The sequence below is a fragment of the Salinibaculum sp. SYNS191 genome, from assembly GCF_037338445.1.
Classification (GTDB): Archaea; Halobacteriota; Halobacteria; order Halobacteriales; family Haloarculaceae; genus Salinibaculum; species Salinibaculum marinum.
Window position 1 is genome coordinate 3594260 of sequence record NZ_CP147838.1, and the last position, 24961, is coordinate 3619220.

Sequence of the window (24961 nt, forward strand, 5' to 3'; positions counted from 1 at the left end):
CGCTCAGGTCCGCCTCGGTCAGGCCAGTTCCGGGCGGACCTCGTCGCCGAGGCGCTGGATGCACTCGGTCATCCGGTCGGTCCCGATCCCGGGGTGGTAGGTGCGGAAGATGAAGTGGACGTCGTCGCCCAGCGCCTCCCGGTAGGTCTCCAGTTCCTCGACGACATGCTCGGGGGTGCCGAAGATGGCCTGCTCTTTCAGTTCCGCCTTGCGCTCGTCGTCCAGTTCGTCGACGGACTCGCCGGAGAAGATTTCCTCGTACCGGCGCTGGATGAAGAAGTAGCCGTCGCGCATCTGCTCCCAGGCGTCCTCGCGGGAGTCGCCGACGAAGCCGTGCTGGAGGACGTAGGTCTGGAAGTCGCCGTCGATGTCCTCGTGTTCGCGGACGTTCTCGATGTCCTCCTTGCGCTTCTTGACGCCGCCGATAGACAGCGCCGAGGGGGCACACCAGGCGTCGCCGATGCGGGCGGCCCGTCGGACGGCCGGTTTGGCGGCCCCGCCGAGCATGACGGGCACGTCGTGGGCGGGCGTGGGCGTGACGGTCACGTCCGGCGAGACGTCGTGGAACTCGGGGTCGTAGTCCAGCGGCCCGTCCGACCAGGCTCCGCGGAGGACGGAGACGGCGTCTTCGAGGCGGTCGACGCGCTCCTCGTCGGGGACGCCGAAGGCGTCGAACTCGGCGTCGTTGGAGCCGATGGCGAGGCCGAGCGTCGTTCGCCCGCCGGATATCTGGTCGATGGTCGCCACGTCCTCGGCCAGGCGGACCGAGTCGTACAGCGGCGCGAGCGCGATACAGGGCCCGAGTTCGATGTCGTCCGTGACGGCCGCGAGCGCACCCAGCGCCGGGGTGACCCCAGAGAGGTAGTCGTCGTCGAGGAAGTGGTGTTCGGAGACCCACGCGCTGTCGAGGCCGGCGTCGTCGATGACCCGGCCGAGTTCGAGCATCTCGTCGTATATCTCGCTGGTCGAGCGGTCGTCGTCCGGGCGCTGCTGGCAGGTGAACAGGCCAGTACCGAGTTGCATACACTGGCGTTACGGTGCGACCACCTTAACGATAGTGACACGGGGCTGTCCGGTTCGTCACCCGGATTTATTAGGGACCGTCGAGTTGTCCCGCTGCTAGCATGTTCCGGAGCATCTGGTCCGACCCGCACAGGCGCCGGTGGGTCGGCTGGGCAGCCCTCGCCGGCGCGTTCGTCCTCGTGAACTTCCACCGCGTCTCGACAGCGGTCCTCGCGGACACGCTCGCGAGCGTCTTCGACACGACCGGTGCACAGCTGGGCCTCTTGCACTCCGCGTTCTTCTACATCTACGCGCCGATGCAGCTCTTCGCCGGCGTCCTCGCCGACCGGATGGGCACCCGCCGCGTCGCCACCGTCGGCTCCGGCGTCATGGGACTGGGCGTCCTCTGGTTCGCCCTCTCCGGGAGCTACGTCGAGGGATTTCTCGCGCGCGTGCTCATCGGCCTCGGCGGCGGCGTCATCTACATCGCCACGCTGCGGTACTGCGCGAACTGGTTCCGCGCCGACGAGTTCGCCACGGTCACTGGCCTCACACTCTCCGCGTCGGCCGTCGGCGGCCTGCTCGCCGCCACCCCGCTCGCGGTTCTCGTGGGGTCCGTCGGCTGGCGCGACGGCGTCTTCGGGGTCGGCGTCGTCGGGTTTCTCTTTACCGCCGGCGTCTTCGCGTTCGTCCGGGACTCCCCGGAGATTGCCGGACTCCCGAGCATCGAGGGCGCGCCGAAGGCCGCCGAGCAGACCCTCTCTGAGGTGCTCACCGGCGTCCGCGCCGTCTTCGCCGAGCGCGAGACGTGGATTATGGGCGTCATGCTCTTCTTCGCGACGGGGATGAACTTCACCGTCATGGGACTCTGGGGCGTCCCCTACATCGTGCAGGCCTACGGCCTCTCCGTTCCGGCGGCGTCGGTCTACACGCTCGTCGGAAACGCCGGCCTCGTCGTCGGGTCGCCGGTGCTGGGCTGGCTGTCGGACCGCCTCGAACGCCGGACCGGCATCATCCTCGCCGCCGCCGTCGTCTACCTCGCCGCCTACGCCAGCATCGTCGCTCTCGGGACACCCCCGCTGTGGTACGTCGGCGTCGTCTTCTTCAGCGTGATGTTCCTGCTCGGCGGGTTCACGCTCTCCTACACCGTCATCAAGGAACGGCACGCATCGGAGCGGTCGGGGACCGCCACCGGGACGATAAACGGGATGGCCTTCCTCGGCGCGGCGGTCCTCCCCGGTGTCATGGGCTGGGTGCTGGACGTGTTCTGGACCGGCGAGACAGTCGCCGGCAGCCGCGTCTACACGCTCGTCGGCTACCGCGTCGCCTTCGGCGTCGCCGCGGCGAGCGGACTCATCGCGCTCGTCTGTGCGGCGTGGCTCCACCGCCGGACGCGATAGGCCGGACCTGCTCGCAATCATCACCTTCTAAGGCCTTCACGTCGCATCCTCGACTATGAGCGACACGCCCTACACCTACGAGACGGACGTGACCGTCCGCTTTCGCGACCTCGACGTGATGAAGCAGGTCCACAACGCCGTCGTCCTCCAGTACGTGGAAGAGGCCCGCGTCCGCTACTTCCGGGACGTGCTCGACGTAGACATCACGGAGATGAACGGCGCTATCGCCCGTCAGGAGATAGACTACGCGGGACCGGTCACATTCGACGCCGCGGTGACGGTCCGCTATCGCGTCGCCAGCATCGGTGAGGCCAGCCTCACGATGGCGTTCGAGGTCGTCGCCGACGGCGAGGTGGCGGCCAGCGGCGAGGTGGTCCACGTCGTCCTCGACGAGGCGAACGAACCGACCGCCGTCCCTTCGTCCTGGAGAATGGACATCCGGGACTTCGAGGACGTGCCGGTCGAGCGCTCGTAGAACGCGGGTCGCCGTTCAGTAGTCGATGCGGGTGATCTCCTCGACGGGCCACTGGCTGAGGATTTCGACGCCGTTCTCGCGGACGACGACCATCTCCTCGACGCGGACGCCCTGGCGGTCGGCGGGTTGCATCGTCTCGACGGCCATCGTCATCCCCTCCTCGATTTCGATGGGGTGGTCCGGCGAGAGGCCGCGCCAGATGAGCGGCACCTCGTAGAGCTGGAGACCGAGGCCGTGGGCCCAGTGGTTGGTGGTCATCTGCCAGAACTCGTCGGCCCCGTACCAGTCCATGTGCTCGCCCTCCTCGTCGGGGAAGCCCTTGCAAATCTCGTCGGTGGTCGCCCCGGGCTCGATGCGTTCGAGCACGTCGTAGAGGTCGTCGCGGGCCTTCTCGTAGGCGTCCTTCTGCGCGTCGGTGGGCTCGCCCATGCTGAAGGTGCGGTAGTAACACGAGCGATAGCCCATGAAGCCGATGTTGTAGAAGTCGGCGTAGACCAGGTCACCGGGGCGAATCATCCGGTCGGTGGTGTTGGCCTGGTGCTTCGGCCAGGTGTTCGGACCGGAGGTGACGTAGCCGCCCTGGGCCATCGCGCCGTGACGCCAGAGTTCGCCGACGGCGTCGCCCCAGACCTCGGATTCGCGTTTGCCGGGTTTGCCGCTCTCCGTGATGGCCTGGAACCCGGATTCACAGATGGCCGCAACCTGACGGAGGCACTCGATTTCGTCCCGCGTCTTCGTCTTGCGGGCGTCGAGCATGATGTCCGTCGCCGCTGCCGTGTCGACGTCGACGTTGCGGTCCTCGAACTTCTCGACGAGCGCGCCGTTACCGACGTCGATGCCCATCGGCTCGTTGTCGACGCCGTACTCCTCCATGGCGGTGTAGACCGTCTCGGCCATCTTGTCCTTGAGCCAGTCGCGCGCGGAAGGTCGGCCGGAGGCGCGGGGGACGTTGCCGAGGCCGGGGCAGGCGTAGCGGATGTCGTCCAGCCACGGGCAATTGAACTTCTGGTTCGAGGCGTGGTCCGCCGTGTCCCAGTGGACGATGTCGCCGTTCTCCGTCAGGAGCGTGTAGTGGTCGGCCCCGCTGCCGCCGGTCATCGCCAGCCCGGTTACGTACCGGACGTTCGGGTCGTTGATGAGCAGCATCGACCCGAGTTCCGAGTCCTGCAGCCGTTCCAGTGCCCGCTCCTTTCGCTCGCGGCGCATTCGCTGCATGTCGATTCGCTCTTCCCAGTCGACGGCCATGGTGCCACGCGTCCCTTCCATGAAGTCGCGCTCGTACATCACCACAGCGTACACGGAGGGGACTAATCAAACTCCGGATTTCGGCCGCGCGTCCGATTCGGGGCCGACACCGCCGGGTTTCCACGCCCACCTTTTTGCTCGTGGCTCACGACACCACACAGCATGATACGCGATGCAGACGTCCGGAACGTGGCTGACCGCCTCGGACTCGAACTGGACGCCGACGACCTTGCGGCCTACGCGGAGGCCGCGAACGACATGCGAGAGCAGTTCGCCTCGCTGGAGCCTGCCACGCCCGAGGCCGAACCGGCGACGGACGTCACGACTGGCGACGACGAGTACAACGCCGTCCGCCACCGCTTCCGACTGCCCGACGCGTCGGGACCGCTGGATGACCTGGCGGTCGGCGTCAAGGACAACATGGCGGTCGCAGGCGTCCCGATGCACTGCGGGTCTGCCGCCGTCGACTTCACCCCGACGTACCACGCGACGGTCGTCGACCGGCTCCACGACGCTGGCGCGGCCGTCACCGCCACGACGAACATGGACGAGTTCGCGTACTTCACGACCGGCGAGACGTGCGCGTTCGGTCCCACCGAGAACCCGCGGGTAGAGGGCTCTGTCCCCGGCGGGTCGTCCAGCGGGAGCGGCGCGGCCGTCGCCGCCGGGATGCTCGACGCGGCGCTTGGCAGCGACACCGGCGGGAGCGTCCGCATCCCTGCCTCGTTCTGTGGCGTCGTCGGGTTGAAGCCGACGCATCGTGCAGTCCCGCGCTTCGGCTTCGCCGACCTCGCACCGTCGCTGGACTGTATCGGGCCGCTCGCACCCGACGTCGAGACCGCCGCCCGTGTCTTCGATACCATCGCGGGTCCGGACCCGCGGGACCCGTCCTCGTTGAGCGGGGCACCGTCGACCGATGCGACCGCCGGGCTGGACGACCCTGTGGAGGAGTGCCGCGTCGCCGTCGTCGAGCCGGCGATGGACGACGCCGACGGGGATGTCGCCGACGCAGTCGAGGCGGCCGTCGAGTCGCTCGAAGACCGGGGCGTCGCGGCGGAGTCGGTGTCGCCCGCGCAGTACCGGAACGTCGGAATGGCCGGGCTAATCGTCGCGGGGGCCGAGTTCGCGACGCTCGCGCTGTCGGAGGGGCAGGTCGTCGGGACCGGCACCGGGTACAGCGAACCCTGGCGCGAGACCGTCCGCGAGGTGGTCCGGTCGCCGGACATCGGGGACAGCGTCCGCGACCAGATACTGACCCACGGCACACTGGCCGCGGACGGCCTGAGTCACTACGTCGCCGCGCGGAACCTCGGCGCCGAGTTCACGGCGGCGGTCGACGACGTGCTGGAGACCTACGACGCGCTCGTGACGCCGACGACCCCGATGACCGCCCCCGAGTTCGGCGCTATCACCACCGACGAGGACTTCTCGCGGACCGTCGCCAACACCGTCCCGTTCAACGCCAGCGGCCACCCCGCGCTCACGGTGCCGACAGAGACGGACGACGGGGCGCCGGCCGGCGTCCAGTTCGTCGGGCGGCGGGGCGACGAGCGCACGCTCGTCGCGCTGGGCACGTCGCTCGAAGATGCCAGTTCCGCGTAGCCACCGCCATCCGAGCCTATAACTGCCTGCCGCGAACACTCTCTCCCATGTCCCACGAGACGCCGATTCGCGTCGACCACACCGGCATCGCCGTCGAGTCCATCCCGGACGCCGAACCGCTGCTGTTCGCGCTGGGCTGTCGGAAGCTCATCGAGGAGTCCGTCGAGGGGCGCTTCCGCTGGGCACAGTACGACTTCGGCACGAATGCCTCCCGGCTGGAACTCATCGCGCCGGAGGCCGAGGACACCTTCCTGACGGAGTACCTCGACGAGCACGGCCCCGGCCTGCACCACGTCACCTTCGAGGTGGCGGACATCGACGCCGTCGCGGCCACGCTGGAGGAGTCGGGCTACAGCGTGGTCGAGTACCGCGAGTACGAGGACTGGACCGAGGCGTTCGTCCCGCCGTCGAACCCGACCGGCGCGCTCTTTCAGCTGTTCGAGTACCACGACAGCTACGACGAGGGACGGCCGCCGGCAGAGAAACTCTACGTCGACGGGCAGCGATTGACGAAATAGAGAGCGAGAGCCGGTTCAGACGGGGTTGAGGCCGTTCTCCTCGCGGAGCGTGTCGATGTACGAGCGGAAGCCGGTCTCCAGGTCGTACTCCACCTCGTAGCCGAAGTCCTCCTGGGCAGCGGTCATGTCGAGGTTCTGCGTCCAGGGGAGTTCACCCTCGTCGGAGACCTCCAGGTCAGCGTCGGGGATGATTTCGCGGACTGCGTTGGCGGCCTCGCGGATGGTCGCCAGGACGCCGCGGACGTTGTAGATGCGCTGGCTCAACTCGTCCTCGTCGACGAAGGTGGCCTTGCGGAACGCCTGCGCGATGTCGCGGGCGTGCTGCCAGTCGATGACCTGGTCGCCGTACTCGACGCTGAAGGACTCGCCGAGTGCGGGCTTCTCGATGATGTTCGCCAGGAACGCGGAGCCGCCGGTCTCGCGGTAGGGGCCGTAGGCGACGGTCGGGCGCAGGCCGACGTGGTCGAGGCCGTAGTCCTCGTGGTAGACGCGGGCCTGGTGCTCGTTGTACTCCTTGGTCGCGCCGTAGAGCGTGTCGGGGTAGACGAGTTCGTCCTCGTCGACGTACTCGGCGTCGTAGTTGTGCGGGGGCGCGTAGACGGCGGCGCTTGAGGCCCAGGAGACGCGCTCGACCTGGTCGTCCAGCGTGCGAGCGGCCTCGAAGACGTTGTTCGTGCCCTGGACGTTCACGTCCAGCGCCGCGCGGGGGTTGTCGCGGGCGGTGTTGGTCAGCAGTGCCGCGAGGTGGACGATGTGGTTCGTTCCCGTCTCCTTGACTGCGCGGACGACGTCGGTTGCCTCGGAGACGTCGCCCCGGCGGATAGTCACGTCGTCGGCGACGCCGAGTTTCGAGAGGATGCGGTCGTCCGTCGAGAGGTCGTAGGCCACGACGTCGTGGCCCGCCTCGACCAGGTCCTCGACGACGTAGGAGCCGAGGAAGCCGGTACCACCAGTTACCAGTACGGTATTCTCTGTCATCGTTGTAGTCGTATGAGTTTCGAGTGTCGGTGAAAAGCTTTGCTGTCTTACTCGTGGAGGCCGCCGACCATCTCGTAGAACGACGACTGCAGCGACTCGACCATCTCCTCCTCGCGGTCGATGCGGGCGTCGACGACGAATGGCACGTCGGACTCCTTTCCCGTCGCCAGCGCGTCGGCGAGTTCGTCGGGCGTGACGGCCCGGGTGGCCTCCGCACCGAACCCTTCGGCGACCTTCACGAAGTCAGTGTCGTGGAACTCGACGCCGGCGATGTCACCCTCGCCCTCCTGCATCTGTCGGACCATACCGAGACTGGTGTCGTTGAGCACGACGAACGTGGGGGCGACGCCGTGTTCGACGGCCGTCTCGACGCTGGTCATCGTCATCGTGAAGCCGCCGTCACCGGCGACGCCGATGACGTCCTTGTCGGTCGTGATGGCCGCCGAGACGGCCGCGGGCGTCGCCCAGCCCATCGCGCCGACGCCGCCGCTGCCGAAGTAGGTCTTCGTCGCGGGGGCCTGCAGGTAGTTCAGCAGCCAGAAGCGGTTGTTCCCGGAGTCGGCCGTGACGATGGTGTCCTCGTCGACGACGGCTTCTATCTCCTTGACCGCTCGCTGTGGCTTGATGGGCGAGGCGTCGGAGTCGCACTCGGGGGTGTAGAACGATTCCCGCGCCGCGGTGGCGCGGTCCCGTGCCCAGTCGTTGTCCACGTCGTCGGGCAGCGCGTCGGCGAGGTCGGTCAGGCTCCCCCTGGCGTCGCCGATGAGCGCCACGTCGGCGGGGTAGACCCACCCGGCGTTGCGCGTGTCGATGTCGGCGTGGACGATGGTCTGCTCGTCGGGACGGATAAACTCGGGGGACTGCCAGTTGGTGTCCATCGGGTTGAGCCGCGAGCCGACCACGAGCAGCACGTCGGCCTCGCTGACGACCTGGTTGGCCCCTTCGTGACCGAAGGAGCCGATGACGCCAGCGGCCAGGTCGTGGGTCTCGGGGAACGTGGACTTCCCGAGGTAGGAGGTGGTCACGACGGCGTCCGTCGCCTCGGCGACGGTCCGCAGTTCGTCGTAGGCGTCGGCGGCGTGGACGCCGTTGCCGGCGATGATGACCGGACGCTCGGCGTCGGCCAGTGCGTCGACGGCGGCTTCCACGTCCGCTGCGTCGGGCCGGGACTCCCAGTTCTGGACCTGGTCGTGGCCGTCCCAGACCGGCGGGACGGGGTCTTCGGGCATCTCCTCGGTGACGGCGTCGCCGTCGAGGATGACCGCTGTCGGGCCGGGACGGCTGGCCGTCGCGTGCTTGAAGGCGAGCTGGAGGCTGCGGATGGTCTCCGTCGGTGAGCGGGGGAACCAGTGTTCCTTCGTGTAGGCGTCGAGCGCCGACGGGAGGTCGAGTCCGCCGTAGTCGCCGCGGGCCTGCTGGTAGGGAGCAAGCGTCGAGTAGTCGCCGCGCTCGCTGGCCTCCGTGATGGTGACCATCGGCGAGGAGGCGAGCCGGCCCTCCATCTGGCCGATGGCACCGAGGCTGCCAATCCAGGGCCCCTGGCCGGCGAGGACGCCGGGCTCGCCGTGGTAGCGGCCGTAGAACTCCGCCATGACGCTGGCCTCGCGCTCGTCGCGCGGGCGGACCAGCGTGATGCCGGACTCCGGAATGTAGTCGAGGACCTCGATGACGCGGCCACCCGGGTAGCCGAACATGTACTCGACGCCCTGCGTGTCGAGTTCCTCGACGAGCCGCTCGCCCGTCTCAGTCATGGATTTCGTCGAGCTGGACCGTCTCTTCGACGATGAGGCGCGGGCCGGCCTCGACGTCGATGAACTCCGCGGCGTCTTCCTGAACCTCCTGGCCGATATCCGAGTCGAACGCCGCACCGAGTGCGGCCATGTCGTCGAAGTAGAGTTCCAGCACGCCGTCGAAGTCGGCCTGCTCCGGGTTGGCCGGGAGCGACGTGACGTATCGCCGGAGGCCCGGCAGTTCCCTGGCGAGTTCAGCGTGGTCGCCCTGCCAGCGCTCCGCGAACTCCTCGTGGCTGTACCCGTCCCTGCGGACGAGCAGGTCTACCATCTTTATCATGACAGTTCGTACATCTTCTGCGTGGGTCTTTGGTTTAACGGTTGTCGGTTCGTCTCTCTTCCCCCGCCCTCGGTGGAGATACGTCCAGTTGTCTCTCGTCGGCGTTCGAATAGGTAGAACAAGACTTTTGTGAGCAGTTCCCGTGGTCTGGTGTATGACGGTACCCTCGGAAGTGAACCGGCCGGTCGAAACAGTCGAACGAGCCATCGAAATCGTCGAATTCCTCAAGGAGAACGGCTCGGCGTCGGTGATGGAGATTACGGACCACCTTGGGTGTGCAAAGAGCACCGCGCACCGCCACCTGAAGACGCTGGAATCGCACAGTTTCCTCATCGAGGAGGACGACGAGTACCGGCTGAGCGTCCGGTTTCTGGACTACGGCATCGTCGCACGCGAGAAGTACACGCTCTTCCAGGAGGCCAAACCGAAGGTCGACGAACTCGCCGACGAGACGGAGGAGAAGATATGGTGTACCGTGGAGGAACACGGCCGGAGCGTCCACATCTACGGTGCGCAGGGCAAACACTCCGTCCGGACCTACGCTCGCGTCGGCCACCGGAACTACCTCCACCAGCACGCCGCCGGCAAGGCGATCCTCGCGCATCTGCCGGACGAGCGCATCGAGGATATCATCGACGGATACGGCCTGCCGCCGCGGACGCCCAACACGATAACCGACCCGGACGTGCTCTGGTCGGAGATAGAGACAATCCGGGACCGCGGCTACGCCTTCAACATCGAGGAGTCCGTCCAGGGACTCCACGCAGTCGGCGCGCCCATCACCGACGAGAACGACGTCGCGATCGGGGCCATCAGCGTCTCCGGCCCGGCGAACCGCCTCGAAGGTTCGTTCCTCCGCGAGGAACTCCCCACCCTCCTGCTGGGGACAGTCAACGAGATAACCATCAATCTCGCCCACGTCTGAGGTCGTTCGAGTTAGTCGGACGGCTCTCGGTGCCGACCGGTTCTCGTTCTACCCCGGGCTGTCGTCTGCCCTGTCAACCTGGCGCACACTCGTTCAGTTCGGTTGAACGGCGCGTCTCCCCCGGGTGTCTCTGAGCCGGGAGTGACGACTCTCGCCGTGCCGACCACCTCCCGACGCCGGGGTAGACCGCCTCTGAAGGCACCCCGTCGCACTCACCCGCTTGGCTCGGCCAGCCTCTCGTTCGAAAGAGTCGAATTTTACTAGCTCCGACCCCTTCAGAACCATGTAAAATTACAATCATAGGCCTGTAATAACCTTACTGCAGGCCCGTTCCCTCCGATAGCGTGTGTGCCGAGCGGCGACGCTTCCGCGGACGTAGCCGCCTCCGCGGGCAGTGCATGGTGCATCGTGGGTGGGTTTCACAGCCGTGACTGCCGACGGGACCCCTCTCAGGCTCCGAATCATCCGATTCAACATGAATGAACGCAATAATTGCCGGAATCTCGCTGACCCCTCACGCACCGTCGGAGCTGCAGTGAGAATCCTGCTCTGAGGTGCTCAGGCAGTCGTATCGCTGCCGATGGTACGAGGTACCATCAGATGTCGTTCGATTCTTTCGAAGACTCTCTACTCACTGGTTTGTCGAAGTAGCGCCCTCTGACGGAGGTATTGTGGACTATACGTTTCGTAAATGCGTTCAGTAGAATTGAACGACCGTGCTGGTAGCTCACACGGGCTGTGGGGCCGTTACTCGCCCTGCCACTCGGGGTCGCGGTCCTCGAAGAAGGCGTCGATGCCCTCGTTCTTGTCCTCGGTGGCGAACAGCTGGGCGAACAGTTCGGCCTCGTATTCGATACCCGATTCGAGGTCCATCCGCGAGGCGGCCTTGACCGACTTCTTGGCGAACTCCAGGGCGACCGGGCTCTTCGCGGCCATCGACTCCGCGAGGTCGTAGACTTCGTCGTCGAACGTCCCGTCGCCGTGGACTTCGTCGACGAGGCCGATGTCGCGGGCCTCCGCCGCGTCGATGAGTTCCCCGGAGAGGATGAGCCGCATCGCCTGTCCCTCGCCGACCAGCCGCGGCAGGCGCTGCGTGCCACCGCCGCCCGGCATGAAGCCCAGATTGATTTCGGGCTGCCCGATTTTCGCGTCCTCGTGGGCGATGCGCACGTCGCAGGCCTGGATGAGTTCACAGCCCCCGCCGAGGGCGTGGCCGTTGATGCGCGCGATGACCGGTATCGACAGGTCGTCCACGTACTCGTAGACCCGCGGCCGCTTGCTGGCTTCCCGCTGCTCCAGCATGTCCCGCTCGCGCAGTTCCGTCACGTCTGCGCCCGCGACGAACGCACCGGTCCCCTCCGCCCCGGTGAGAACGACGACACGCACGTCGCTGTCGTCGATGGCGTCCAGGACCTCCTTGAGTTCTGCGCGGAGTTGAGCGTTGAGCGCGTTGCGCGCGTCCGGCCGGCTCAGTTCGACGGTCGCCACGTGGTCGACGCGGTCCCCGACGGTCGCGTTGACCGTCTCGCAGTCGGCAGCCGTCTCCTCGACGGACATCAGGCGTCCTCCCAGTCGCCGCTGGTGCCGACTATCTCGCCGTCCTCCCAGACGTAGAAGCCCTCGCCGCTCTTCTTGCCGAGTTTGCCGGCGCGGACCTTCCGTTTGAGAATCTGGGGCGGACGGAAGCGCTCGCCGAGTTCCTCGCGCAGGTACTCCAGGATGTCCAGACGGACGTCCAGTCCGACGACGTCGCCGAGTTCGATGGGCCCCATCGGGTGGTTGTAGCCGAGTTCCATCGCGGTGTCGATGTCCTGTGGCGAGGCGACGCCTTCCTGGACCATCCGCATGGCCTCGACGCCCAGCGACACGCCGAGGCGAGAGGATGCGAAGCCGGGCGCGTCAGTGACCTCGACGGGCGTCCTGTCGATGCCCTCGACGAACTCGTGGGCCGCGGCCAGCGTCTCGTCGCTGGTCTGCTCGGCGACGACGATCTCGACCAGTTCCATGATGTGGACCGGGTTGAAGAAGTGCAGGCCGACGGCCCGGTCGGGGTGTTCCAGCGCGCTGGCGATTTCTGTCAGCGACAGCGACGAGGTGTTCGAGGCGATGACCGTCTCCCGGCCGACGTGCGATTCGACGTCGGTGACGGTGTCGTGCTTGATGTCCATGTCCTCCGGGACGGCCTCGATGACGAAGTCCGCGTCCGTCACGGCCTCCGCCAGCGAGGTGGTCCCGCTGAGGCGGTCCAGCGTGGCCTCGGCCGCGTCCTCGGAGACCTTCCCCCGCTCGACGCCGCCCGCCAGGTTCGCCTCGATCGCGTCGAGTCCGTCCTCGACGAGTTCGTCCTCGATGTCGCGCATCCATACCTCGTGTCCTGCCATGGCCGACACCTGGGCGATGCCGTGGCCCATCGTGCCAGCGCCGAGTACGGCTACTTGCATCATCCGGAGCCTGCACGCCGAGGAGTAAAAACGTTGCTTGCTGGCTCGAACGGCCCACTCGACACCGAAGCCAGTGAATTAATGTCGCCGCCCGGACAACGTCGAGACGACGATGACCGACTCAGGAGAGCCAGCGGTAGTTGTGGATGCCGTCCGGACCCCCCAGGCCAGGAAGGACGGCGGTCTCGCCGAACAGTACCCGGAAGACCTCGTGACAACGGTGCTGGACGCGCTCGTCGAACGAACGGGCGTCCCGGCCGAGGAGTGGCAGGACTTCCGTCTGGGCTGTGCCAACCAGGAGAACGAACAGGGACGGAACCTCGCCCGCCAGTCGCTGCTCGCCGGCGGGTTCCCCGAGACGGTGCCCGGGTCGACGACCACGCGACTCTGTGGCTCGTCGCTGACCACGCTCAACGAAGCCAGCCGTGCCGTCGCGGTCGGCGACGGCGACGTCTACCCCGTCGCGGGCGTCGAACACATGAGCCGGATTCCCTTCTCGGACTGGCTCCATCCCGCCATCGAGGAGCGCTACGACGCCGACCGCCTGCCGATGGGCCAGACCGCCGAGACCATCGCGCGCCGCCACGACGTCTCCCGCGAGGAGCAGGACCGCTTCTCGCTGCGCTCCCACGAGCGCGCCGTCGACGCGATGGAGAGCGGCCGGTTCGACGACGAACTCGTCCCGGTCGAGACCGACGAGGGCGTCGTGGACACCGACGAGGGGCCGCGGCCGGACACCTCCTTCGAGACGCTGCACGACCTGCCGACGGTCTTCCGCGACGACGACGAGGCCTCGGTCACGCCGGGCAACGCCTCGCCGCTGACCGACGGTGCGGCCGGCATGCTCGTCACCAGCGAGTCCTACGCCGAGGAACACGGCCTCGACGCGATGGCCCGCGTGACGGCCCGGGCCGTCGCCGGCGTCGACCCGCTGGTGATGGGGAAGGGACCGATTCCCGCGACCCGCGCTGCGCTGGAGCGGGCCGACCTGACCATCGAGGACATCGACATCGTGGAACTCAACGAGGCCTTCGCCGCACAGAGCATCTACTGCCAGCGCGAACTCGCCATTCCCGACGAGAAACTGAACGTCAACGGCGGCGCAATCGCGCTGGGGCACCCGCTCGGTTGCTCGGGAGCGCGCATCTCGACGACGCTGCTGCACGAGATGGAGAAGCGGGACGCCACCTACGGCCTGGCGACGATGTGCGTCGGCTTCGGCCAGGGTGTCGCGGCGATTTTCGAGCGCCCCTGACAGGGCTTCGATTGGGACCGACTACCGCCGCGCGTCGGCCAGTTGTGCCTTGAAGCCGTACCGGACGACGTCTTCCTGGGCGTAGACGCGCCGAATCGTCGCCTCGACGCGCGTCCCGATGTCGACCGTCTCCTCACCGCCGGTGAGCACCTGCGCCGCGACGCTGGCGGTGTCCTGGCCGTCCGGCCCGTCCAGCGCGACGACCGCGCTGACGAAGGGACCGCTGCGGGACTGTTGCTCGACGAACTCCGGCGGTGCGCCGCCCTGGGCGATGGTGGTGACCGCCTCGACGGTGCCGGTCCCCGGCAGTTCGACGTGCTCGTACTCGTCGGTGCGCTCGTTGCAGGCCGCGCAGGCACCGTCGGGCGGGAAGTTCAGCGCACCGCACTCGGGACACTCGCCGGCGACCAGACGGTGGCGCTGTGGAATCGTCCGCTTCCAGGAGGGGACGCTGACGTACGCGCCGCCGCCCTCCGGTTCGTCGCTGGTAATCTCGCCGCGCCGCCGCAGGTACTCGGCGTAGGTCAGGTCCGTGTCGCCCCCCAGGGCGGCGTCGACCGGGACCGCGCCGTCCACGACGAGGACGTTCGCGCCCGCGCCGCTGCCGTAGGCCGCCAGCAGGACGCGCTCGGCACCGTCCTCGAAGGCCGTCGCGGCACCGAGGAAGACGCTCGCCGCGCCGGTGTCCCCCAGCGTGCTCACCGTCTCCGCGTCCGCGATGGTGCCGGTGTCGACGCCGAGTGCGCCGGCCGCGCGGTAGGGGAGTTTGCCGTCCGGCGACTGGACCGCCGCCGCGTCCACGCTGTCCGGCGTCACGTCCAGACCGTCGGCAGCGCTGCCGAGCGCCGTCGTGAACGACTGCCGGTCGTACTGCGTGACGCCCAGCCCGGTCGTCTCGTCGTCACCGGCGGAGCGAAAGCGGGTCCCCGGGAACGGTTCGACGCTCTCGGCGCGGTCGACGACCGTTCCGGGGCCGTCGCTGTCGAGGACGAGTGCTGCGGCACCGGCACCGGCGGCGTGTTCGACGCCGCTGTCGGGTGCGCCCTGCGGGCAGTCGCTGACGACGACGAGGCCGACTCCCTCGCCGAACGGACCTGCGTCGAGTGCCCCGTCCAGCGCCTGCGCGCCAGCGCGGGTGCTGCCGCTCAGCGTTCGCGTCGTCACGTCCTCGGGCGTGCCAAGCATACTTGCGAGCCGAGCCGTCAGGTCCTCCTCGGCCATCGGCGGGGTCGTCGTCGCGAAGGCCAGATGGGAGACCGCCGCGCCGTCGGCGTCGGCCGCGGCCAGGGCGCGCTTGGCGGCCTCGACGCCCATCGTGAGCGCGTCCTCGTCGGCTTCGGGGACGGCCTTCTCCTCGACGCCCGCGGCGTCGAAGGAGCCCCACGCTTCCGCGAACTCCGCGGCCTCGATGCGCAGGCGGGGCGCGTACGCGCCGATGCCGGCGATGGACACGTCGCTCATCGGGCCACCTCCCGTTCGAGGACGTGGACGACCGCCGCCCCGCCGCTCCCGCCGACGTTGTGCGTCAACCCGAGGGTGGCGTCCTCGACCTGTCGGTCGCCGGCCTTGCCGCTGAGTTGCTTGTACGCCTCTGCGACCTGGCCCGCGCCCGTCGCGCCGATGGGGTGGCCCTTCGACTTCAGTCCGCCCGAGGCGTTGACCGGCAGGTCGCCGTCGAGGTCCGTCGCACCGTCTTCGAGCAGCCTGTAGGCCTCGCCGCGCTCGCAGAAGCCGAGGTCCTCGTAGGCCAGCAGTTCAGCGATGGCGAAGCAATCGTGGACCTCCGCGAAGTCGAGGTCGTCCGGCTCGATACCGGCCTCCTCGTAGGCGCTCCGCCCCGCTTTCCCCGAGGAGGAGATGGCGGTGTAGGTGTCGCGCTGGAACAGCCCGACGCGCTCGCTTGCGGCCCCGACGCCCGCGACGCGGATGGGGTCGTCGGTGTACTCGCCGACGACGTCCTCGCTGGCGACCAGCACCGCGGCCGCGCCGTCGGAGGTCGGACAGCAGTGATAGAGGTTCAGCGGGTCGGCGACCGTCGGCGCGCCGACGGCCTCGTCCAGCGAGCACTCGAACCCCAGGTGGGCGTTGGGATTCTTCGCGCCATTCGCGTGGTTCTTGACGGCGACCATCGAGAGGTGTTCCGACGTCGCCTCGTACTGGTCGATGTAGGCGCTGGCCATCTGGGCGTAGACGCCGGCGAAGGTGGTCCCGGTCAGCCGTTCCCACTCCGTCTCGCCGGAGACGCCGAGCCAGTACTTCGTCACGTCGCTCGACATGTCGGTCATTATCTCGACGCCGCCGCCGATGGCGACGTCGGCCATCCCGCTCTTGACGGCCTGGACGGCCTGCCGGACGGAGTAGCCCGAGGCGGCACAGGCGTTCTCGATGCGCGAACTCGGAATCCCGTGCAGCCCGAGGTGTTCGGTGGCCGCGGGGCCGGAGAGGCCGAGCTGTCGGCCGCCGACGCCGAGGGAGCCGACGACCGCTTCGTCGACCTCGCCGTCGTCGATTCCGTTGGGTACGCTGTCGACCGCCCGCTCGTAGGCGGTCGTGAACAGCGAGCGATAGCTCTCGTCGGGCATCGCGCCGAACGGCGTCTGCCCTGCGCCGATGATGTAGGCGTCCCGCATACCCGTACGTCTGCAGGTGGCGGAAAAATAGCTTTTCCTCCGCGCGTTTCCATCCGCTCGCCTGGCACGGTGACACACGCGGGCGCACGCTGCGCCTGGCCGTGGGTGCGTCATCCATCGTCTGCGTGCCTGAGACCTGCGTCGAAGACCCTAACCATTTTTATTGTAGTCCACCAATCCTCCGACGAAGCATGGTCTACAAGCCCGAGGAGGCATACGACCGGGCGGAGCTCCGCCAGTTGCAGACCGAGCGGCTCCGCGAGACGGTCGAGAATGCCTACGAGAACGTACCGTTCTACCGGGAGCAACTCGACGAGATGGGTGTCACACCCGAGGACATCCAGAGCGTCGAGGACGTGCGGAAACTCCCGATGACGACGAAGGAGGACTTCCGCGACGAGTACCCCGACGGTCTCTTCGCCGTCGACGACGAGGAGATAAGCCGCATCCACGCCTCGTCCGGGACCACCGGCAAGCCCAAAATCGTGTCCTACACCGACGAGGATCTGGACGTCTGGAGCGAGGTCGTCGCGGAATCGCTCCTGGCGTCCGGCGTCGAGCCGGGCGACACAGTCCAGAACGCCTACGGCTACGGCCTGTTCACCGGCGGCCTGGGCCTGCACTACGGCGTCGAGGAACTGGGTGCGACGGTCATCCCCATCGGGAGCGGCGGCACGCAGCGCCAGGTCGAACTGATGACCGACCTGGAGAGCGACTGCCTCACCTGCACGCCCTCCTACGCGCTGTATCTCGCCGAGACCGCCGAGGAGATGGGCTTCGAGCCGCGGGAACTCCCGATTTCGACCATCATCTTCGGGGCCGAGCCCTGTACCGACCCGATGCGCGAGGAAATCGAGGAGCGCCTGGACGTCAACGGCATCGACATCTACGGCCTCTCGGAGATCATCGGCCCGGGCGTCTCCTGCGAGTGCCACGAGGCTCAGGAAGGGTTGCACATCTGGGAGGACCGCTTCCTCCCGGAGGTCGTGGACCCGCGCACGGGCGAACCCGTCGAGGAGGGCGAGGAGGGCGAACTCGTCCTGACGACGCTCTCGAAGGAGGCCCTGCCGGTGCTGCGCTACCGGACGGGCGACCTGACGACGCTGGACTACGACGAGTGCGAGTGCGGCCGGACGATGGTCCGCATGGACAACGTCACCGGCCGGGCCGACGACCTGCTCATCGTCCGCGGTGTCAACCTCTACCCGAGTGAAATCGAACACGTCGTGCTGGACATCGACGGCGTCGCACCCCACTACCGCATCGACCTCTACAAGGAGGGCAGCCTCGACGTCATGGAGCTCACCATCGAACGCGACGAGGATGTCGAGAAGAGCGAGAAGAAACTCAAAGACGAGATTCTCACGCGGTTGTCGAACGTACTACAGTTCACGCCGGACGAACTCGACCTGGTCGAGCCGGGGGGAATCGCCCGGACCGAGGTCGGGAAGGTCCAGCGCGTCTACGACCACCGCGAGTGAGTCAGGGCCGGTACACGCGGCCGCGGAACGTCGCGATTCGGTTGCCGTCCTCGCCGGTCACCTCTATCTCGTACTCCGCCGTCCGCCCAGCGGCGTGTGTCTCCTCGGCCGTGGCGGCGATGGTCTCGCCGGTCTCGACGGCTTCGAGGTAGGAGATGTTCGTCTCCAAGGCGACCGCAGTCTGTCCGTGGGAGTTCGACGCCGCGGCGAAGGCGGCGTCGGCGACGGAGTAGATGGCACCGCCGTGGGGAGTCCCGTGGAAGTTCAGCAGGTCCTCGGTGATGGTCAGTTCCGTCCGGGCGGAGCCAGCGTCCAGTTCGACGACGTCGATGCCCAGCGTCTCGCAGTACGCGTCAGATTCGATACGCTCCCGTGTCTCGTCGGATACGTCCGCCATACAGTAGGCCATATCGCAAGCCCAAATAAATACGTACTGGTCGCTCTACCCACACCTCCCGGCGCGGATACGCGGTCCGCGTCGCAGCCGTGAACGGGCCGAAACGGGCCAGCGACGGGGGAAAATAAAGTTATTTATGCAGGCTAGGTGATGAATGGATATGGCGTACAGCTACGAGCCACACTACTTCGAGGACTTCGAGGAGGGTAAGGAATTCATCAGCGTGGGCCGGACGGTCACGGAGTCGGACTTCGTGATGCACTCCGCGCTGTCGGGCGACTGGACCGAACTCCACACCAACAAGGAGTACGCCGAGGACCAGCAGTTCGGCGAGCGCATCGCCCACGGGCCGATGACCTTCGTCCAGGCGACCGGCTTCGTCTACCGGACCGGCATCGTCGAGCGCACTGCGATTGCCTTCCTGGGCATGAACTACATGGACCTCCCCAACCCCGTCCACATCGGCGACACGCTCCAGCTGGAGATGGTCGTGGACACGCAGAAGGAACTGGACCGGGACGACGCCGGGCTGGTCGTCCTCGACACGGAGATGGAGAAGCAGGACGGCACCGTCGTCTTCCAGGGCGACATGAAGTTCCTCATCAAGACGAAAGAGTGAGCGCCGACCGCTGCCGGGTCACCCTGCGCCGGCGAGCAGTTGTTCGAACACCGTCCGCTGGGCGCGTTTCATGCGCCCCAGGAACGACGACTTGCTGATGCCCAGTTCGTCGGCCACCTCCGTCGCCGTCGCGCCACGGGGCACGTCGAAGTAGCCCTGTTCGAGCGCGGCGATGAGCGCCTCTCGCTGCTGTTTCGTGAGGCTGCTCTCGATGGTGGCGTCCAGCCCCTGGTTCGTCTCCGCTCCCGAGGTGAGTTTGGCGACCCGTTCGAGTTCGACGTTGCCCATCTCCTGGGCCGCCTGGATGACGTCCCGGAGGATGTCGCGGCCGACGACCGACCCGCGGAACCGCTCGGTGCCGTCGACGATGCGTATCTCGTGGGGCATGAAGCCGGCCGTCGTCAGCCCGCGGAGGACGCACTCGTCGTGCAGGAGGCAGCGACACTGGGCGACGCTCCCGCCGTTTGCCACCTGGAGGTAGTCGATTTCGGCCGTCTCGTCCAGCGACTCGGTGAACTCGTCGACCTCCCCTTCCGCCTGGAAGTGCAACAGCGTGCGCTCGTCGTCCCGGTGGGCCGGCGGGTTCTCGTCCACGATGACGTCGTGGTCCGTCGTCGCCTCGACGACGGGACAGTCGTTCCCTGTCACGGAGAACTCCACGACGAGGCACTCGTCTATCACGTTACCGACTGTCATTTCCCCAGCAGTATAAATCTAGCTCTGCCCGGCCTCGACGGGCGTCAAACGGCCGCTCTGCCGGAATACGTCCACGGAACGGTCTTTCCCGGAGTTTCCAGCCGCTCGCCGAAATATCGGTGCCAACTTAAAACCCGCTCCATGGAGCGGTACATCTCTATGCGTAATCTCCCCCGTAGTTACGGGTGTAGATGAGCACCGACGAATCCATCAAAGAACGAGTGCAAAACGGACAGAAGGTGGAACCGTCCGACGACCTGCCCCAGGAGTACAGGGAAGCGGCACAGCGGATGATTCAGTTCCACGCCAACAGCGAAATCGTGGGGACGCTGCCCGAGAAACAGTGGATAAAGAAGGCCCCGTCGCTGCAGCGCAAGCGCGCCATCAGCGCGAAGGTGCAGGACGAGGCCGGCCACGCGCAGGTACTCTATCGCACGGCCGAGACGCTGGGCCTGAAGACCCGCGCGGAGATGCTCGACGACCTGGTCGAGGGTCGTTCGAAGTACGCGACGGTCTTCAACTACCCGACCGAGACGTGGGCGGACGCGGGCTACATCGCCATGTTCATCGACGGCGCGGCGATGTTCCGCCAGGGCTCGCTGACCGAGTCCTCGTATGCCCCCTACGCTCGCGGCCTGCGAAAGATCTGCTACGAGGAGTCGTTCCACGTCAAGCACGGCGAGGACATCGTCCGCTCGCTGGCGACCGGCTCGAAGAAGGAACAGGACATGATGCAGGAGGCCGTCGACCGCTGGTACCAGCCGACGATGCAGTTCTTCGGCCCGCGCGACGACATGTCCGACCACACGGACGATCTCATGGAGTGGGGCCTGAAGGTCAAGAGCAACGACGAACTCCGCCAGCAGTACATCGACGAGTTCTACGTGCCCAAACTGGAGAAGTACGGGCTGGAGGTGCCCGACGAGAAGATGGAGTACGACGAGGAGAGCGAGCGCTGGAACTTCAGCGAACTCGACTGGGACCACTTCCTCGATGTCTCCCGGGGCAACGGCCCGATGAACGACGTGCGCCTGGCCGACCGGCGGAAGGCGCTGGAGGACAACGACTGGGTCCGCCGCGCAGCGGGGGTGGCGTGACATGACGGGCACGCCATCGGAGAACGTCTACTACGTCTTCCGTCGGCAGGCCTCCGGCGCGCCGCTGACGGAGGTCGGCAGCGTCGACGCGAAGAACCCCGAACTCGCGAAGATGTACGCGAAGGACAACTACGCGCGCCGGAAGAAGACGACGAATCTCGTCGTCGTCCGCGAGGACCAGATGCACGAAATCGGCGAGGGAGCCGCCTACGGCGGCGTCCTGGAGAAGGAGTACCGCGAGGACTCCGGCTACGACGTGGAGGGCTTCCCGGCATGACTGTCACACAGATTGCAGACATCGGCGACGCAGCGCCAGACGAGTTCGAGCAGGGCCTGGCGGTGGCCCTGCTGGAGGCGGCCGACGACGACCACGTGATGGGGAACAGACTCTCGGACTGGACCGGCGTCGCGCCGACCGTCGAGGAGGACGTGTCGGTCGGCAACATCGCACAGGACGAACTCGGCCACGCCGAGTCCCTGTACGAGGAGGTGGCCGACCTCGTCGGCTCCTCGCTCGACCACCTGGCCTACGGGCGCCCGGTCGAGGAGTTCCGCAACGCCCAACTCGTCGAACGGGAGTTCTCCGACTGGGCGGACACGGTCGTCCGGCAGTACTTTTACGATGTCGCCGACGACATCCGCACGGCCGCCCTGCTGGAGGGTGACCTCGCGGACCGCGACGAGTCCCTGACCGGCTACCTCACGAAGGTCGACGAGGAGGAGGACTTCCACGCCGAACACGGCGAGGTGTGGCTGGAGACGCTGGCCGACGACGCGGACGGCAAGGAACGCGTCCAGCGCGCCATCGACGAGAACTGGGTCGACGCCCTGGCGTTCTTCGAGACGGGTCCCGACGGCATCGACCTGGCCGCGGCCGGCGTCTACGCGCAGTCCCTGGACGCCCAGAGCGAGGAGTTCGTCGACGAGGTCACTGCGGTTCTGGAGGAGTACGGCTACGACGTGCCCGAGACCGACGTCGAGGACATCGGCGCGGGCCGGGCCGGCAAACACACCGACGACCTCGACGACCTGCTCGCGGAGACGCGCGAGGTCCGCGAGCAGGGGGTCGACGTTCCCGCATGACCATGGACGTCGCCAGCCTGCTGGAGCGGAACGCCCCCGGGTTCGAACTCGACGCGGTCGAGGACGCGTTCCCGGACTACGAGGTGGAGGGCCCGCTCACGGAGGACGACATCTGGGCGGCCCTCGAAGACGTCGAGGACCCCGAACTGCCGGTCAGTCTGGTGGACCTCGGCCTCATCCGGGACGTGGAACTCGACGGCGGTCACGCCGAAGTCAAGATGACGCTGACCTACACCGGCTGTCCCGCCCGCGAGATTATGGTGAAGATGGCCGAGCGCCGCCTCGAACTGATGGACGAGGTCGAGAGCGCGAACGTCGAACTCGACTACACGGAGCCGTGGTCGCCGGAGGACATGACCGAGAAGGGTCGCGAACAGCTGGGCGAGGCTGGCTTCGCCTGCTCGCTTAGCGGGAGGGAGGAGTAATGCGCGACGTCGACTGGGACGGCTCCTCGTCGGTGGGCAAGAAGATGGACGAGAACGCCGGCCGACCGGTCGACGACGACGAGATAGCGTGTCCCTACTGCGGGTCGATGGACACCCACGTCGAGAACGCCCGCGGGCCGTCGCTGTGTCGCACCATCTACCACTGCGACAGTTGCGAGAGCCCGTTCGAGCGGTTCGGGTAATTTTATACCTGATTGTTACAATTCAGCACACATGGAATTCGAGACATCACTTGCGGATGCGACGATTCGCACCGCCGGACCGGACGACGCGGAGGGGATTATGTCGCTGTGGAACGGCTACGCAGACACGCTGGTTGACTTCGACGAGCGGTTCACGGTGGAGGAAGGCGGCCGCGAGAAGTGGCAGTCCTACTTCACCAACAGCCTCGTCGAGTCCTCGCGCGGCGACATCCTGCTGGCCGAACGCGACGGCGAGACAGTCGGCGCGCTGGAGGCACGCGTCATCGGCGGCCATCCCGTCTTCAACTTCGGTAAGCACGGGATGGTCTACGGCCACTACGTCCACCCGGAACACCGCGGCGAGGGCGTCGGGAAAGCGCTCATCGAGGCCGCCGAGGCGTGGTTCCGCGAGAAGGACATGCCGTTCTGGCGCATCGACGTGCTCCACGGGGTCGAGGAGGAGGAACTCTACCGGGAGTACGGCATGAAACCGATGGAAGTCACCTACGAGAAGGAGCTGTGAGTGCTATGACGGACGCCGCCGACGACGACACGACGACGTACACCTGCGAGTTCGTAAAGGAGGGCGTCGAGATAGAGGTGCCCGAAGACGAGTACATCCTCGAGGCGGCGCTCGACGAGGGTATCGACCTCCAGTACTCCTGTCTCCAGGGCGTCTGCGCCTCCTGCAGCGCGAAGGTCGAGGGCGACATCGACCAGAGCGAGGAGCACGTCCTCACCCAGTGGGAGAAACAGCAGGGCTACGGCCTGCTGTGTGTCGCCTACCCGCGCTCTGACCTGACCATCCACTCCAACGAGGAACCCTGACGCGCGTTCGCGGCGACTATTCCTCGCGCCGTTGTGGTCCGATATAAACCGTTAAGACCACAGAAACCAAGATTTGGCCTGCAATGGAGTACTCCGGCCCGACAGACCTGTATATCGACGGCGAGTGGACAGCAGCCCAGAGCGGCGAGACCATCGACACGGAGGACCCGGCGACCGAGGAGACCTACGCGACGGTCCAGAAGGCCGGGGAGACCGATGTCGACGCGGCCGTCGCGGCGGCCGAAGCGGCGGTCGCCCACGGTTCGGAGTGGCGCACGATGGACCCCGAGACGCGCCGCCGGAAGGTCCACGCGATGGCCGACGCCATCGAGGAGATGAAAGACGAGATCTCGATGGTCGAGTCCCACGACAACGGCAAGACGCCGTTCGAGGCGGGGATGGAGATAGACATGGTCGTCGACACCTTCCGGTACTACGCCGGCTGGACCGACAAGATAGAGGGCAGCGAGATTCCCGTCTCGGACGGCCGACTCAACTACACCAAACGCGACCCCGTCGGGGTGACCGCCCACGTCTCCCCGTGGAACTACCCGTTCCAGCTGGCCGGCCGCAGCCTCGCCCCCGCGCTGGCCACGGGCAACAGCGTCGTCCTCAAGCCCTCCAGCGTGACTCCGCTGTCGGCGCTGTACTACGCGAAGGCCGCCGAGGCGGCCGACATCCCGGACGGCGTCGTCAACGTCGTTCCCGGCTCGGGGTCCGAGGCGGGTAGCGCACTGGCCGGCCACGAGGGCGTCGACCACGTCACCTTCACCGGCTCCACCGGCGTCGGCAAGCACATCCAGCAGGACGCGGCCGACGCCGTCACGAGCGTCACGCTGGAACTCGGCGGGAAGGGTCCGGCCGTCGTCTTCCCCGACGCGGACCTCGACGCGGCCGCCCGTGGCGTCCAGTACGGCATCTTCATGAACGCCGGCCAGATGTGCTGGGCGAACTCGCGGCTGGTCGTCCACGAGGACGTCGCCGACGAGATGGTCGAGAAGATGGCCTCCATCGCCGAGAACATCCCGGTCGGCGGCGGCATCGACGACGACGGCCAGATGGGGCCGGTGGTCAGCGAGGACCAGCAACGGGAGATTCTCGACTACATCGAGACCGGCAAGGAGGAGGGCGCGACCGTCGCGGCCGGCGGCGGCGTCCCCGAGGACAGGGATGTCGGCCACTTCGTCGAGCCGACCGTCTTCGCCGACGTCGACAACGACATGACCGTCGCACGCGAGGAGATATTCGGCCCGGTCCTGTCGATTATCGAGGTCAGCGACGAGGAGGAGGCGCTGGACGTCGCCAACGACTCGCCCTTCGGGCTGACCGCCTGCGTCTGGACGAACGACCTCACGCGCGCGCACACCGTCGCCGACCGGCTGGACTACGGGATGGTCATGGTCAACGAGACGCCCAACACCTGGCCGCAGACGCCCTTCGGCGGCACCAAAATGAGCGGGCACGGCCGCGCGCAGGGCGAGGAGGCCATCAAGGAGTACACCGAGGTCAAGAACGTCCACGTCAAACTGGAGTGAGCAGCGTCCCGGCGGGCCCACCCCTCCGCTTGCCGCGACGCTCTGATAAAAACTGC

At 67.1% G+C, this 24961-nt stretch carries 27 protein-coding genes; 16 read left to right on the top strand and 11 right to left on the bottom strand.

From position 1 onward, the window contains the following. Positions 1–18: 18 nt before the first annotated feature. Positions 19–1023 (bottom strand): LLM class flavin-dependent oxidoreductase, encoded by a 1005-nt coding sequence (locus WDJ57_RS18645; RefSeq protein ID WP_338902464.1) that lies wholly within the window; start codon positions 1021–1023, stop codon positions 19–21. A 101-nt stretch (positions 1024–1124) separates the two neighbouring features. Here WDJ57_RS18645 and WDJ57_RS18650 point away from each other — a divergent pair, with 101 nt between their 5' ends. Both WDJ57_RS18650 and WDJ57_RS18655 read left to right on the top strand, forming a co-directional pair. Next, on the top strand, positions 1125–2402 hold the full coding sequence (locus WDJ57_RS18650; protein ID WP_338902465.1) for an MFS transporter: 1278 nt from the start codon (positions 1125–1127) through the stop codon (positions 2400–2402). Positions 2403–2457: 55 nt separating this feature from the next. Next, complete coding sequence (locus WDJ57_RS18655; RefSeq protein ID WP_338902466.1) at positions 2458–2877, top strand: acyl-CoA thioesterase; 420 nt, start codon at positions 2458–2460, stop codon at positions 2875–2877. A gap of 15 nt (positions 2878–2892) precedes the next feature. Here the strand turns inward: WDJ57_RS18655 and WDJ57_RS18660 are convergent, their stop codons facing one another. Continuing rightward, complete coding sequence (locus tag WDJ57_RS18660; protein WP_338902467.1) at positions 2893–4161, bottom strand: M24 family metallopeptidase; 1269 nt, start codon at positions 4159–4161, stop codon at positions 2893–2895. 123 nt (positions 4162–4284) lie between these two features. On the opposite strand from WDJ57_RS18660, the gene WDJ57_RS18665 reads away from it, so the two are divergent. Continuing rightward, a complete protein-coding gene (locus WDJ57_RS18665) occupies positions 4285–5724 on the top strand; it encodes an amidase (protein ID WP_338902468.1) in 1440 nt (479 codons plus the stop codon). Positions 5725–5771: 47 nt separating this feature from the next. After that, positions 5772–6242, top strand: a complete 471-nt coding sequence (locus WDJ57_RS18670; RefSeq protein ID WP_338902469.1) for a VOC family protein — start codon at positions 5772–5774, stop codon at positions 6240–6242. A 15-nt stretch (positions 6243–6257) separates the two neighbouring features. Here the strand turns inward: WDJ57_RS18670 and WDJ57_RS18675 are convergent, their stop codons facing one another. The 3 genes from WDJ57_RS18675 to WDJ57_RS18685 are packed head-to-tail and all read right to left on the bottom strand — an operon-like array spanning position 6258 to position 9290. Continuing rightward, a complete protein-coding gene (locus tag WDJ57_RS18675; protein WP_338902470.1) occupies positions 6258–7220 on the bottom strand; it encodes an NAD-dependent epimerase/dehydratase family protein in 963 nt (320 codons plus the stop codon). 47 nt (positions 7221–7267) lie between these two features. Further along, the gene (locus WDJ57_RS18680) at positions 7268–8971 is read right to left on the bottom strand and encodes a thiamine pyrophosphate-binding protein (protein WP_338902471.1); all 1704 of its coding nucleotides are present in this window, start codon (positions 8969–8971) and stop codon (positions 7268–7270) included. Continuing rightward, positions 8964–9290: an EthD family reductase gene (locus WDJ57_RS18685; RefSeq protein WP_338902472.1), complete on the bottom strand. Its 327-nt coding sequence runs from the start codon at positions 9288–9290 to the stop codon at positions 8964–8966. The genes WDJ57_RS18680 and WDJ57_RS18685 overlap by 8 nt, the downstream gene beginning before the upstream one ends. 154 nt (positions 9291–9444) lie before the next feature. On the opposite strand from WDJ57_RS18685, the gene WDJ57_RS18690 reads away from it, so the two are divergent. Further along, positions 9445–10215 (top strand): IclR family transcriptional regulator, encoded by a 771-nt coding sequence (locus tag WDJ57_RS18690; RefSeq protein ID WP_338902473.1) that lies wholly within the window; start codon positions 9445–9447, stop codon positions 10213–10215. A 747-nt stretch (positions 10216–10962) separates the two neighbouring features. Here the strand turns inward: WDJ57_RS18690 and WDJ57_RS18695 are convergent. Next, positions 10963–11772, bottom strand: coding sequence for an enoyl-CoA hydratase/isomerase family protein (locus WDJ57_RS18695; protein ID WP_338902474.1), 810 nt, complete (start codon positions 11770–11772; stop codon positions 10963–10965). Next, positions 11772–12656: a 3-hydroxyacyl-CoA dehydrogenase family protein gene (locus WDJ57_RS18700; protein WP_338902475.1), complete on the bottom strand. Its 885-nt coding sequence runs from the start codon at positions 12654–12656 to the stop codon at positions 11772–11774. Before WDJ57_RS18700 ends, WDJ57_RS18695 begins: the two co-directional genes overlap by 1 nt. 112 nt (positions 12657–12768) lie before the next feature. On the opposite strand from WDJ57_RS18700, the gene WDJ57_RS18705 reads away from it, so the two are divergent. After that, positions 12769–13911, top strand: a complete 1143-nt coding sequence (locus tag WDJ57_RS18705) for a thiolase family protein (protein WP_338902477.1) — start codon at positions 12769–12771, stop codon at positions 13909–13911. Positions 13912–13932: 21 nt separating this feature from the next. Here the strand turns inward: WDJ57_RS18705 and WDJ57_RS18710 are convergent, their stop codons facing one another. Together WDJ57_RS18710 and WDJ57_RS18715 are read right to left on the bottom strand one after the other, a co-directional pair. Further along, positions 13933–15372: an OB-fold domain-containing protein gene (locus tag WDJ57_RS18710; RefSeq protein WP_338902478.1), complete on the bottom strand. Its 1440-nt coding sequence runs from the start codon at positions 15370–15372 to the stop codon at positions 13933–13935. Further along, a complete protein-coding gene (locus tag WDJ57_RS18715) occupies positions 15369–16541 on the bottom strand; it encodes a thiolase domain-containing protein (protein WP_338902479.1) in 1173 nt (390 codons plus the stop codon). Before WDJ57_RS18715 ends, WDJ57_RS18710 begins: the two co-directional genes overlap by 4 nt. Positions 16542–16732: 191 nt before the next feature. On the opposite strand from WDJ57_RS18715, the gene paaK reads away from it, so the two are divergent. Next, positions 16733–18022 (top strand): phenylacetate--CoA ligase PaaK, encoded by a 1290-nt coding sequence (gene paaK, locus WDJ57_RS18720; protein ID WP_338902480.1) that lies wholly within the window; start codon positions 16733–16735, stop codon positions 18020–18022. 1 nt (position 18023) lies between these two features. Here paaK and paaI read toward each other — a convergent pair whose 3' ends face one another. Continuing rightward, positions 18024–18419: a hydroxyphenylacetyl-CoA thioesterase PaaI gene (gene paaI / locus WDJ57_RS18725; protein WP_338902481.1), complete on the bottom strand. Its 396-nt coding sequence runs from the start codon at positions 18417–18419 to the stop codon at positions 18024–18026. Positions 18420–18579: 160 nt separating this feature from the next. Between paaI and WDJ57_RS18730 the strand changes: the two genes are divergently transcribed. Further along, the gene (locus WDJ57_RS18730; RefSeq protein WP_338902483.1) at positions 18580–19038 is read left to right on the top strand and encodes a MaoC/PaaZ C-terminal domain-containing protein; all 459 of its coding nucleotides are present in this window, start codon (positions 18580–18582) and stop codon (positions 19036–19038) included. Between the two features lie 18 nt (positions 19039–19056). On the opposite strand, the gene WDJ57_RS18735 is transcribed toward WDJ57_RS18730, so the two are convergent. Beyond that, positions 19057–19719: a helix-turn-helix domain-containing protein gene (locus WDJ57_RS18735; protein WP_338902485.1), complete on the bottom strand. Its 663-nt coding sequence runs from the start codon at positions 19717–19719 to the stop codon at positions 19057–19059. 206 nt (positions 19720–19925) lie between these two features. On the opposite strand from WDJ57_RS18735, the gene paaA reads away from it, so the two are divergent. The 8 genes from paaA (at position 19926) to WDJ57_RS18775 (ending at position 24905) form a co-directional block, all read left to right on the top strand. Further along, a complete protein-coding gene (paaA, locus tag WDJ57_RS18740) occupies positions 19926–20831 on the top strand; it encodes a 1,2-phenylacetyl-CoA epoxidase subunit PaaA (protein WP_338902487.1) in 906 nt (301 codons plus the stop codon). Position 20832: 1 nt separating this feature from the next. Further along, positions 20833–21108, top strand: coding sequence for a hypothetical protein (locus WDJ57_RS18745; protein WP_338902488.1), 276 nt, complete (start codon positions 20833–20835; stop codon positions 21106–21108). Continuing rightward, positions 21105–21914, top strand: coding sequence for a 1,2-phenylacetyl-CoA epoxidase subunit PaaC (gene paaC / locus WDJ57_RS18750; protein WP_338902489.1), 810 nt, complete (start codon positions 21105–21107; stop codon positions 21912–21914). Before WDJ57_RS18745 ends, paaC begins: the two co-directional genes overlap by 4 nt. After that, positions 21911–22339 (top strand): metal-sulfur cluster assembly factor, encoded by a 429-nt coding sequence (locus WDJ57_RS18755; RefSeq protein ID WP_338902490.1) that lies wholly within the window; start codon positions 21911–21913, stop codon positions 22337–22339. The genes paaC and WDJ57_RS18755 overlap by 4 nt, the downstream gene beginning before the upstream one ends. Beyond that, the gene (locus WDJ57_RS18760) at positions 22339–22542 is read left to right on the top strand and encodes a hypothetical protein (RefSeq protein WP_338902491.1); all 204 of its coding nucleotides are present in this window, start codon (positions 22339–22341) and stop codon (positions 22540–22542) included. Before WDJ57_RS18755 ends, WDJ57_RS18760 begins: the two co-directional genes overlap by 1 nt. Before the next feature lie 31 nt (positions 22543–22573). Beyond that, positions 22574–23065: a GNAT family N-acetyltransferase gene (locus tag WDJ57_RS18765; RefSeq protein WP_338902492.1), complete on the top strand. Its 492-nt coding sequence runs from the start codon at positions 22574–22576 to the stop codon at positions 23063–23065. A gap of 5 nt (positions 23066–23070) precedes the next feature. Beyond that, positions 23071–23370: a 2Fe-2S iron-sulfur cluster-binding protein gene (locus tag WDJ57_RS18770; protein WP_338902493.1), complete on the top strand. Its 300-nt coding sequence runs from the start codon at positions 23071–23073 to the stop codon at positions 23368–23370. 83 nt (positions 23371–23453) lie between these two features. Then, positions 23454–24905 (top strand): aldehyde dehydrogenase family protein, encoded by a 1452-nt coding sequence (locus tag WDJ57_RS18775; RefSeq protein WP_338902494.1) that lies wholly within the window; start codon positions 23454–23456, stop codon positions 24903–24905. The last annotated feature ends 56 nt before the right edge of the window (positions 24906–24961 follow it).

Bases quoted from the DNA above. Each gene is read 5' to 3' on its own strand.
- WDJ57_RS18645 (WP_338902464.1), bottom strand. From the start codon at position 1,023: ATGCAACTCGGTACTGGCCTGTTCACCTGCCAGCAGCGCCCGGACGAC.
- WDJ57_RS18650 (WP_338902465.1), top strand. From the start codon at position 1,125: ATGTTCCGGAGCATCTGGTCCGACCCGCACAGGCGCCGGTGGGTCGGC.
- WDJ57_RS18655 (WP_338902466.1), top strand. From the start codon at position 2,458: ATGAGCGACACGCCCTACACCTACGAGACGGACGTGACCGTCCGCTTT.
- WDJ57_RS18660 (WP_338902467.1), bottom strand. From the start codon at position 4,161: ATGTACGAGCGCGACTTCATGGAAGGGACGCGTGGCACCATGGCCGTC.
- WDJ57_RS18665 (WP_338902468.1), top strand. From the start codon at position 4,285: ATGATACGCGATGCAGACGTCCGGAACGTGGCTGACCGCCTCGGACTC.
- WDJ57_RS18670 (WP_338902469.1), top strand. From the start codon at position 5,772: ATGTCCCACGAGACGCCGATTCGCGTCGACCACACCGGCATCGCCGTC.
- WDJ57_RS18675 (WP_338902470.1), bottom strand. From the start codon at position 7,220: ATGACAGAGAATACCGTACTGGTAACTGGTGGTACCGGCTTCCTCGGC.
- WDJ57_RS18680 (WP_338902471.1), bottom strand. From the start codon at position 8,971: ATGACTGAGACGGGCGAGCGGCTCGTCGAGGAACTCGACACGCAGGGC.
- WDJ57_RS18685 (WP_338902472.1), bottom strand. From the start codon at position 9,290: ATGATAAAGATGGTAGACCTGCTCGTCCGCAGGGACGGGTACAGCCAC.
- WDJ57_RS18690 (WP_338902473.1), top strand. From the start codon at position 9,445: ATGACGGTACCCTCGGAAGTGAACCGGCCGGTCGAAACAGTCGAACGA.
- WDJ57_RS18695 (WP_338902474.1), bottom strand. From the start codon at position 11,772: ATGTCCGTCGAGGAGACGGCTGCCGACTGCGAGACGGTCAACGCGACC.
- WDJ57_RS18700 (WP_338902475.1), bottom strand. From the start codon at position 12,656: ATGCAAGTAGCCGTACTCGGCGCTGGCACGATGGGCCACGGCATCGCC.
- WDJ57_RS18705 (WP_338902477.1), top strand. From the start codon at position 12,769: ATGACCGACTCAGGAGAGCCAGCGGTAGTTGTGGATGCCGTCCGGACC.
- WDJ57_RS18710 (WP_338902478.1), bottom strand. From the start codon at position 15,372: ATGAGCGACGTGTCCATCGCCGGCATCGGCGCGTACGCGCCCCGCCTG.
- WDJ57_RS18715 (WP_338902479.1), bottom strand. From the start codon at position 16,541: ATGCGGGACGCCTACATCATCGGCGCAGGGCAGACGCCGTTCGGCGCG.
- paaK (WP_338902480.1), top strand. From the start codon at position 16,733: ATGGTCTACAAGCCCGAGGAGGCATACGACCGGGCGGAGCTCCGCCAG.
- paaI (WP_338902481.1), bottom strand. From the start codon at position 18,419: ATGGCGGACGTATCCGACGAGACACGGGAGCGTATCGAATCTGACGCG.
- WDJ57_RS18730 (WP_338902483.1), top strand. From the start codon at position 18,580: ATGGCGTACAGCTACGAGCCACACTACTTCGAGGACTTCGAGGAGGGT.
- paaA (WP_338902487.1), top strand. From the start codon at position 19,926: ATGAGCACCGACGAATCCATCAAAGAACGAGTGCAAAACGGACAGAAG.
- WDJ57_RS18745 (WP_338902488.1), top strand. From the start codon at position 20,833: ATGACGGGCACGCCATCGGAGAACGTCTACTACGTCTTCCGTCGGCAG.
- paaC (WP_338902489.1), top strand. From the start codon at position 21,105: ATGACTGTCACACAGATTGCAGACATCGGCGACGCAGCGCCAGACGAG.
- WDJ57_RS18755 (WP_338902490.1), top strand. From the start codon at position 21,911: ATGACCATGGACGTCGCCAGCCTGCTGGAGCGGAACGCCCCCGGGTTC.
- WDJ57_RS18760 (WP_338902491.1), top strand. From the start codon at position 22,339: ATGCGCGACGTCGACTGGGACGGCTCCTCGTCGGTGGGCAAGAAGATG.
- WDJ57_RS18765 (WP_338902492.1), top strand. From the start codon at position 22,574: ATGGAATTCGAGACATCACTTGCGGATGCGACGATTCGCACCGCCGGA.
- WDJ57_RS18770 (WP_338902493.1), top strand. From the start codon at position 23,071: ATGACGGACGCCGCCGACGACGACACGACGACGTACACCTGCGAGTTC.
- WDJ57_RS18775 (WP_338902494.1), top strand. From the start codon at position 23,454: ATGGAGTACTCCGGCCCGACAGACCTGTATATCGACGGCGAGTGGACA.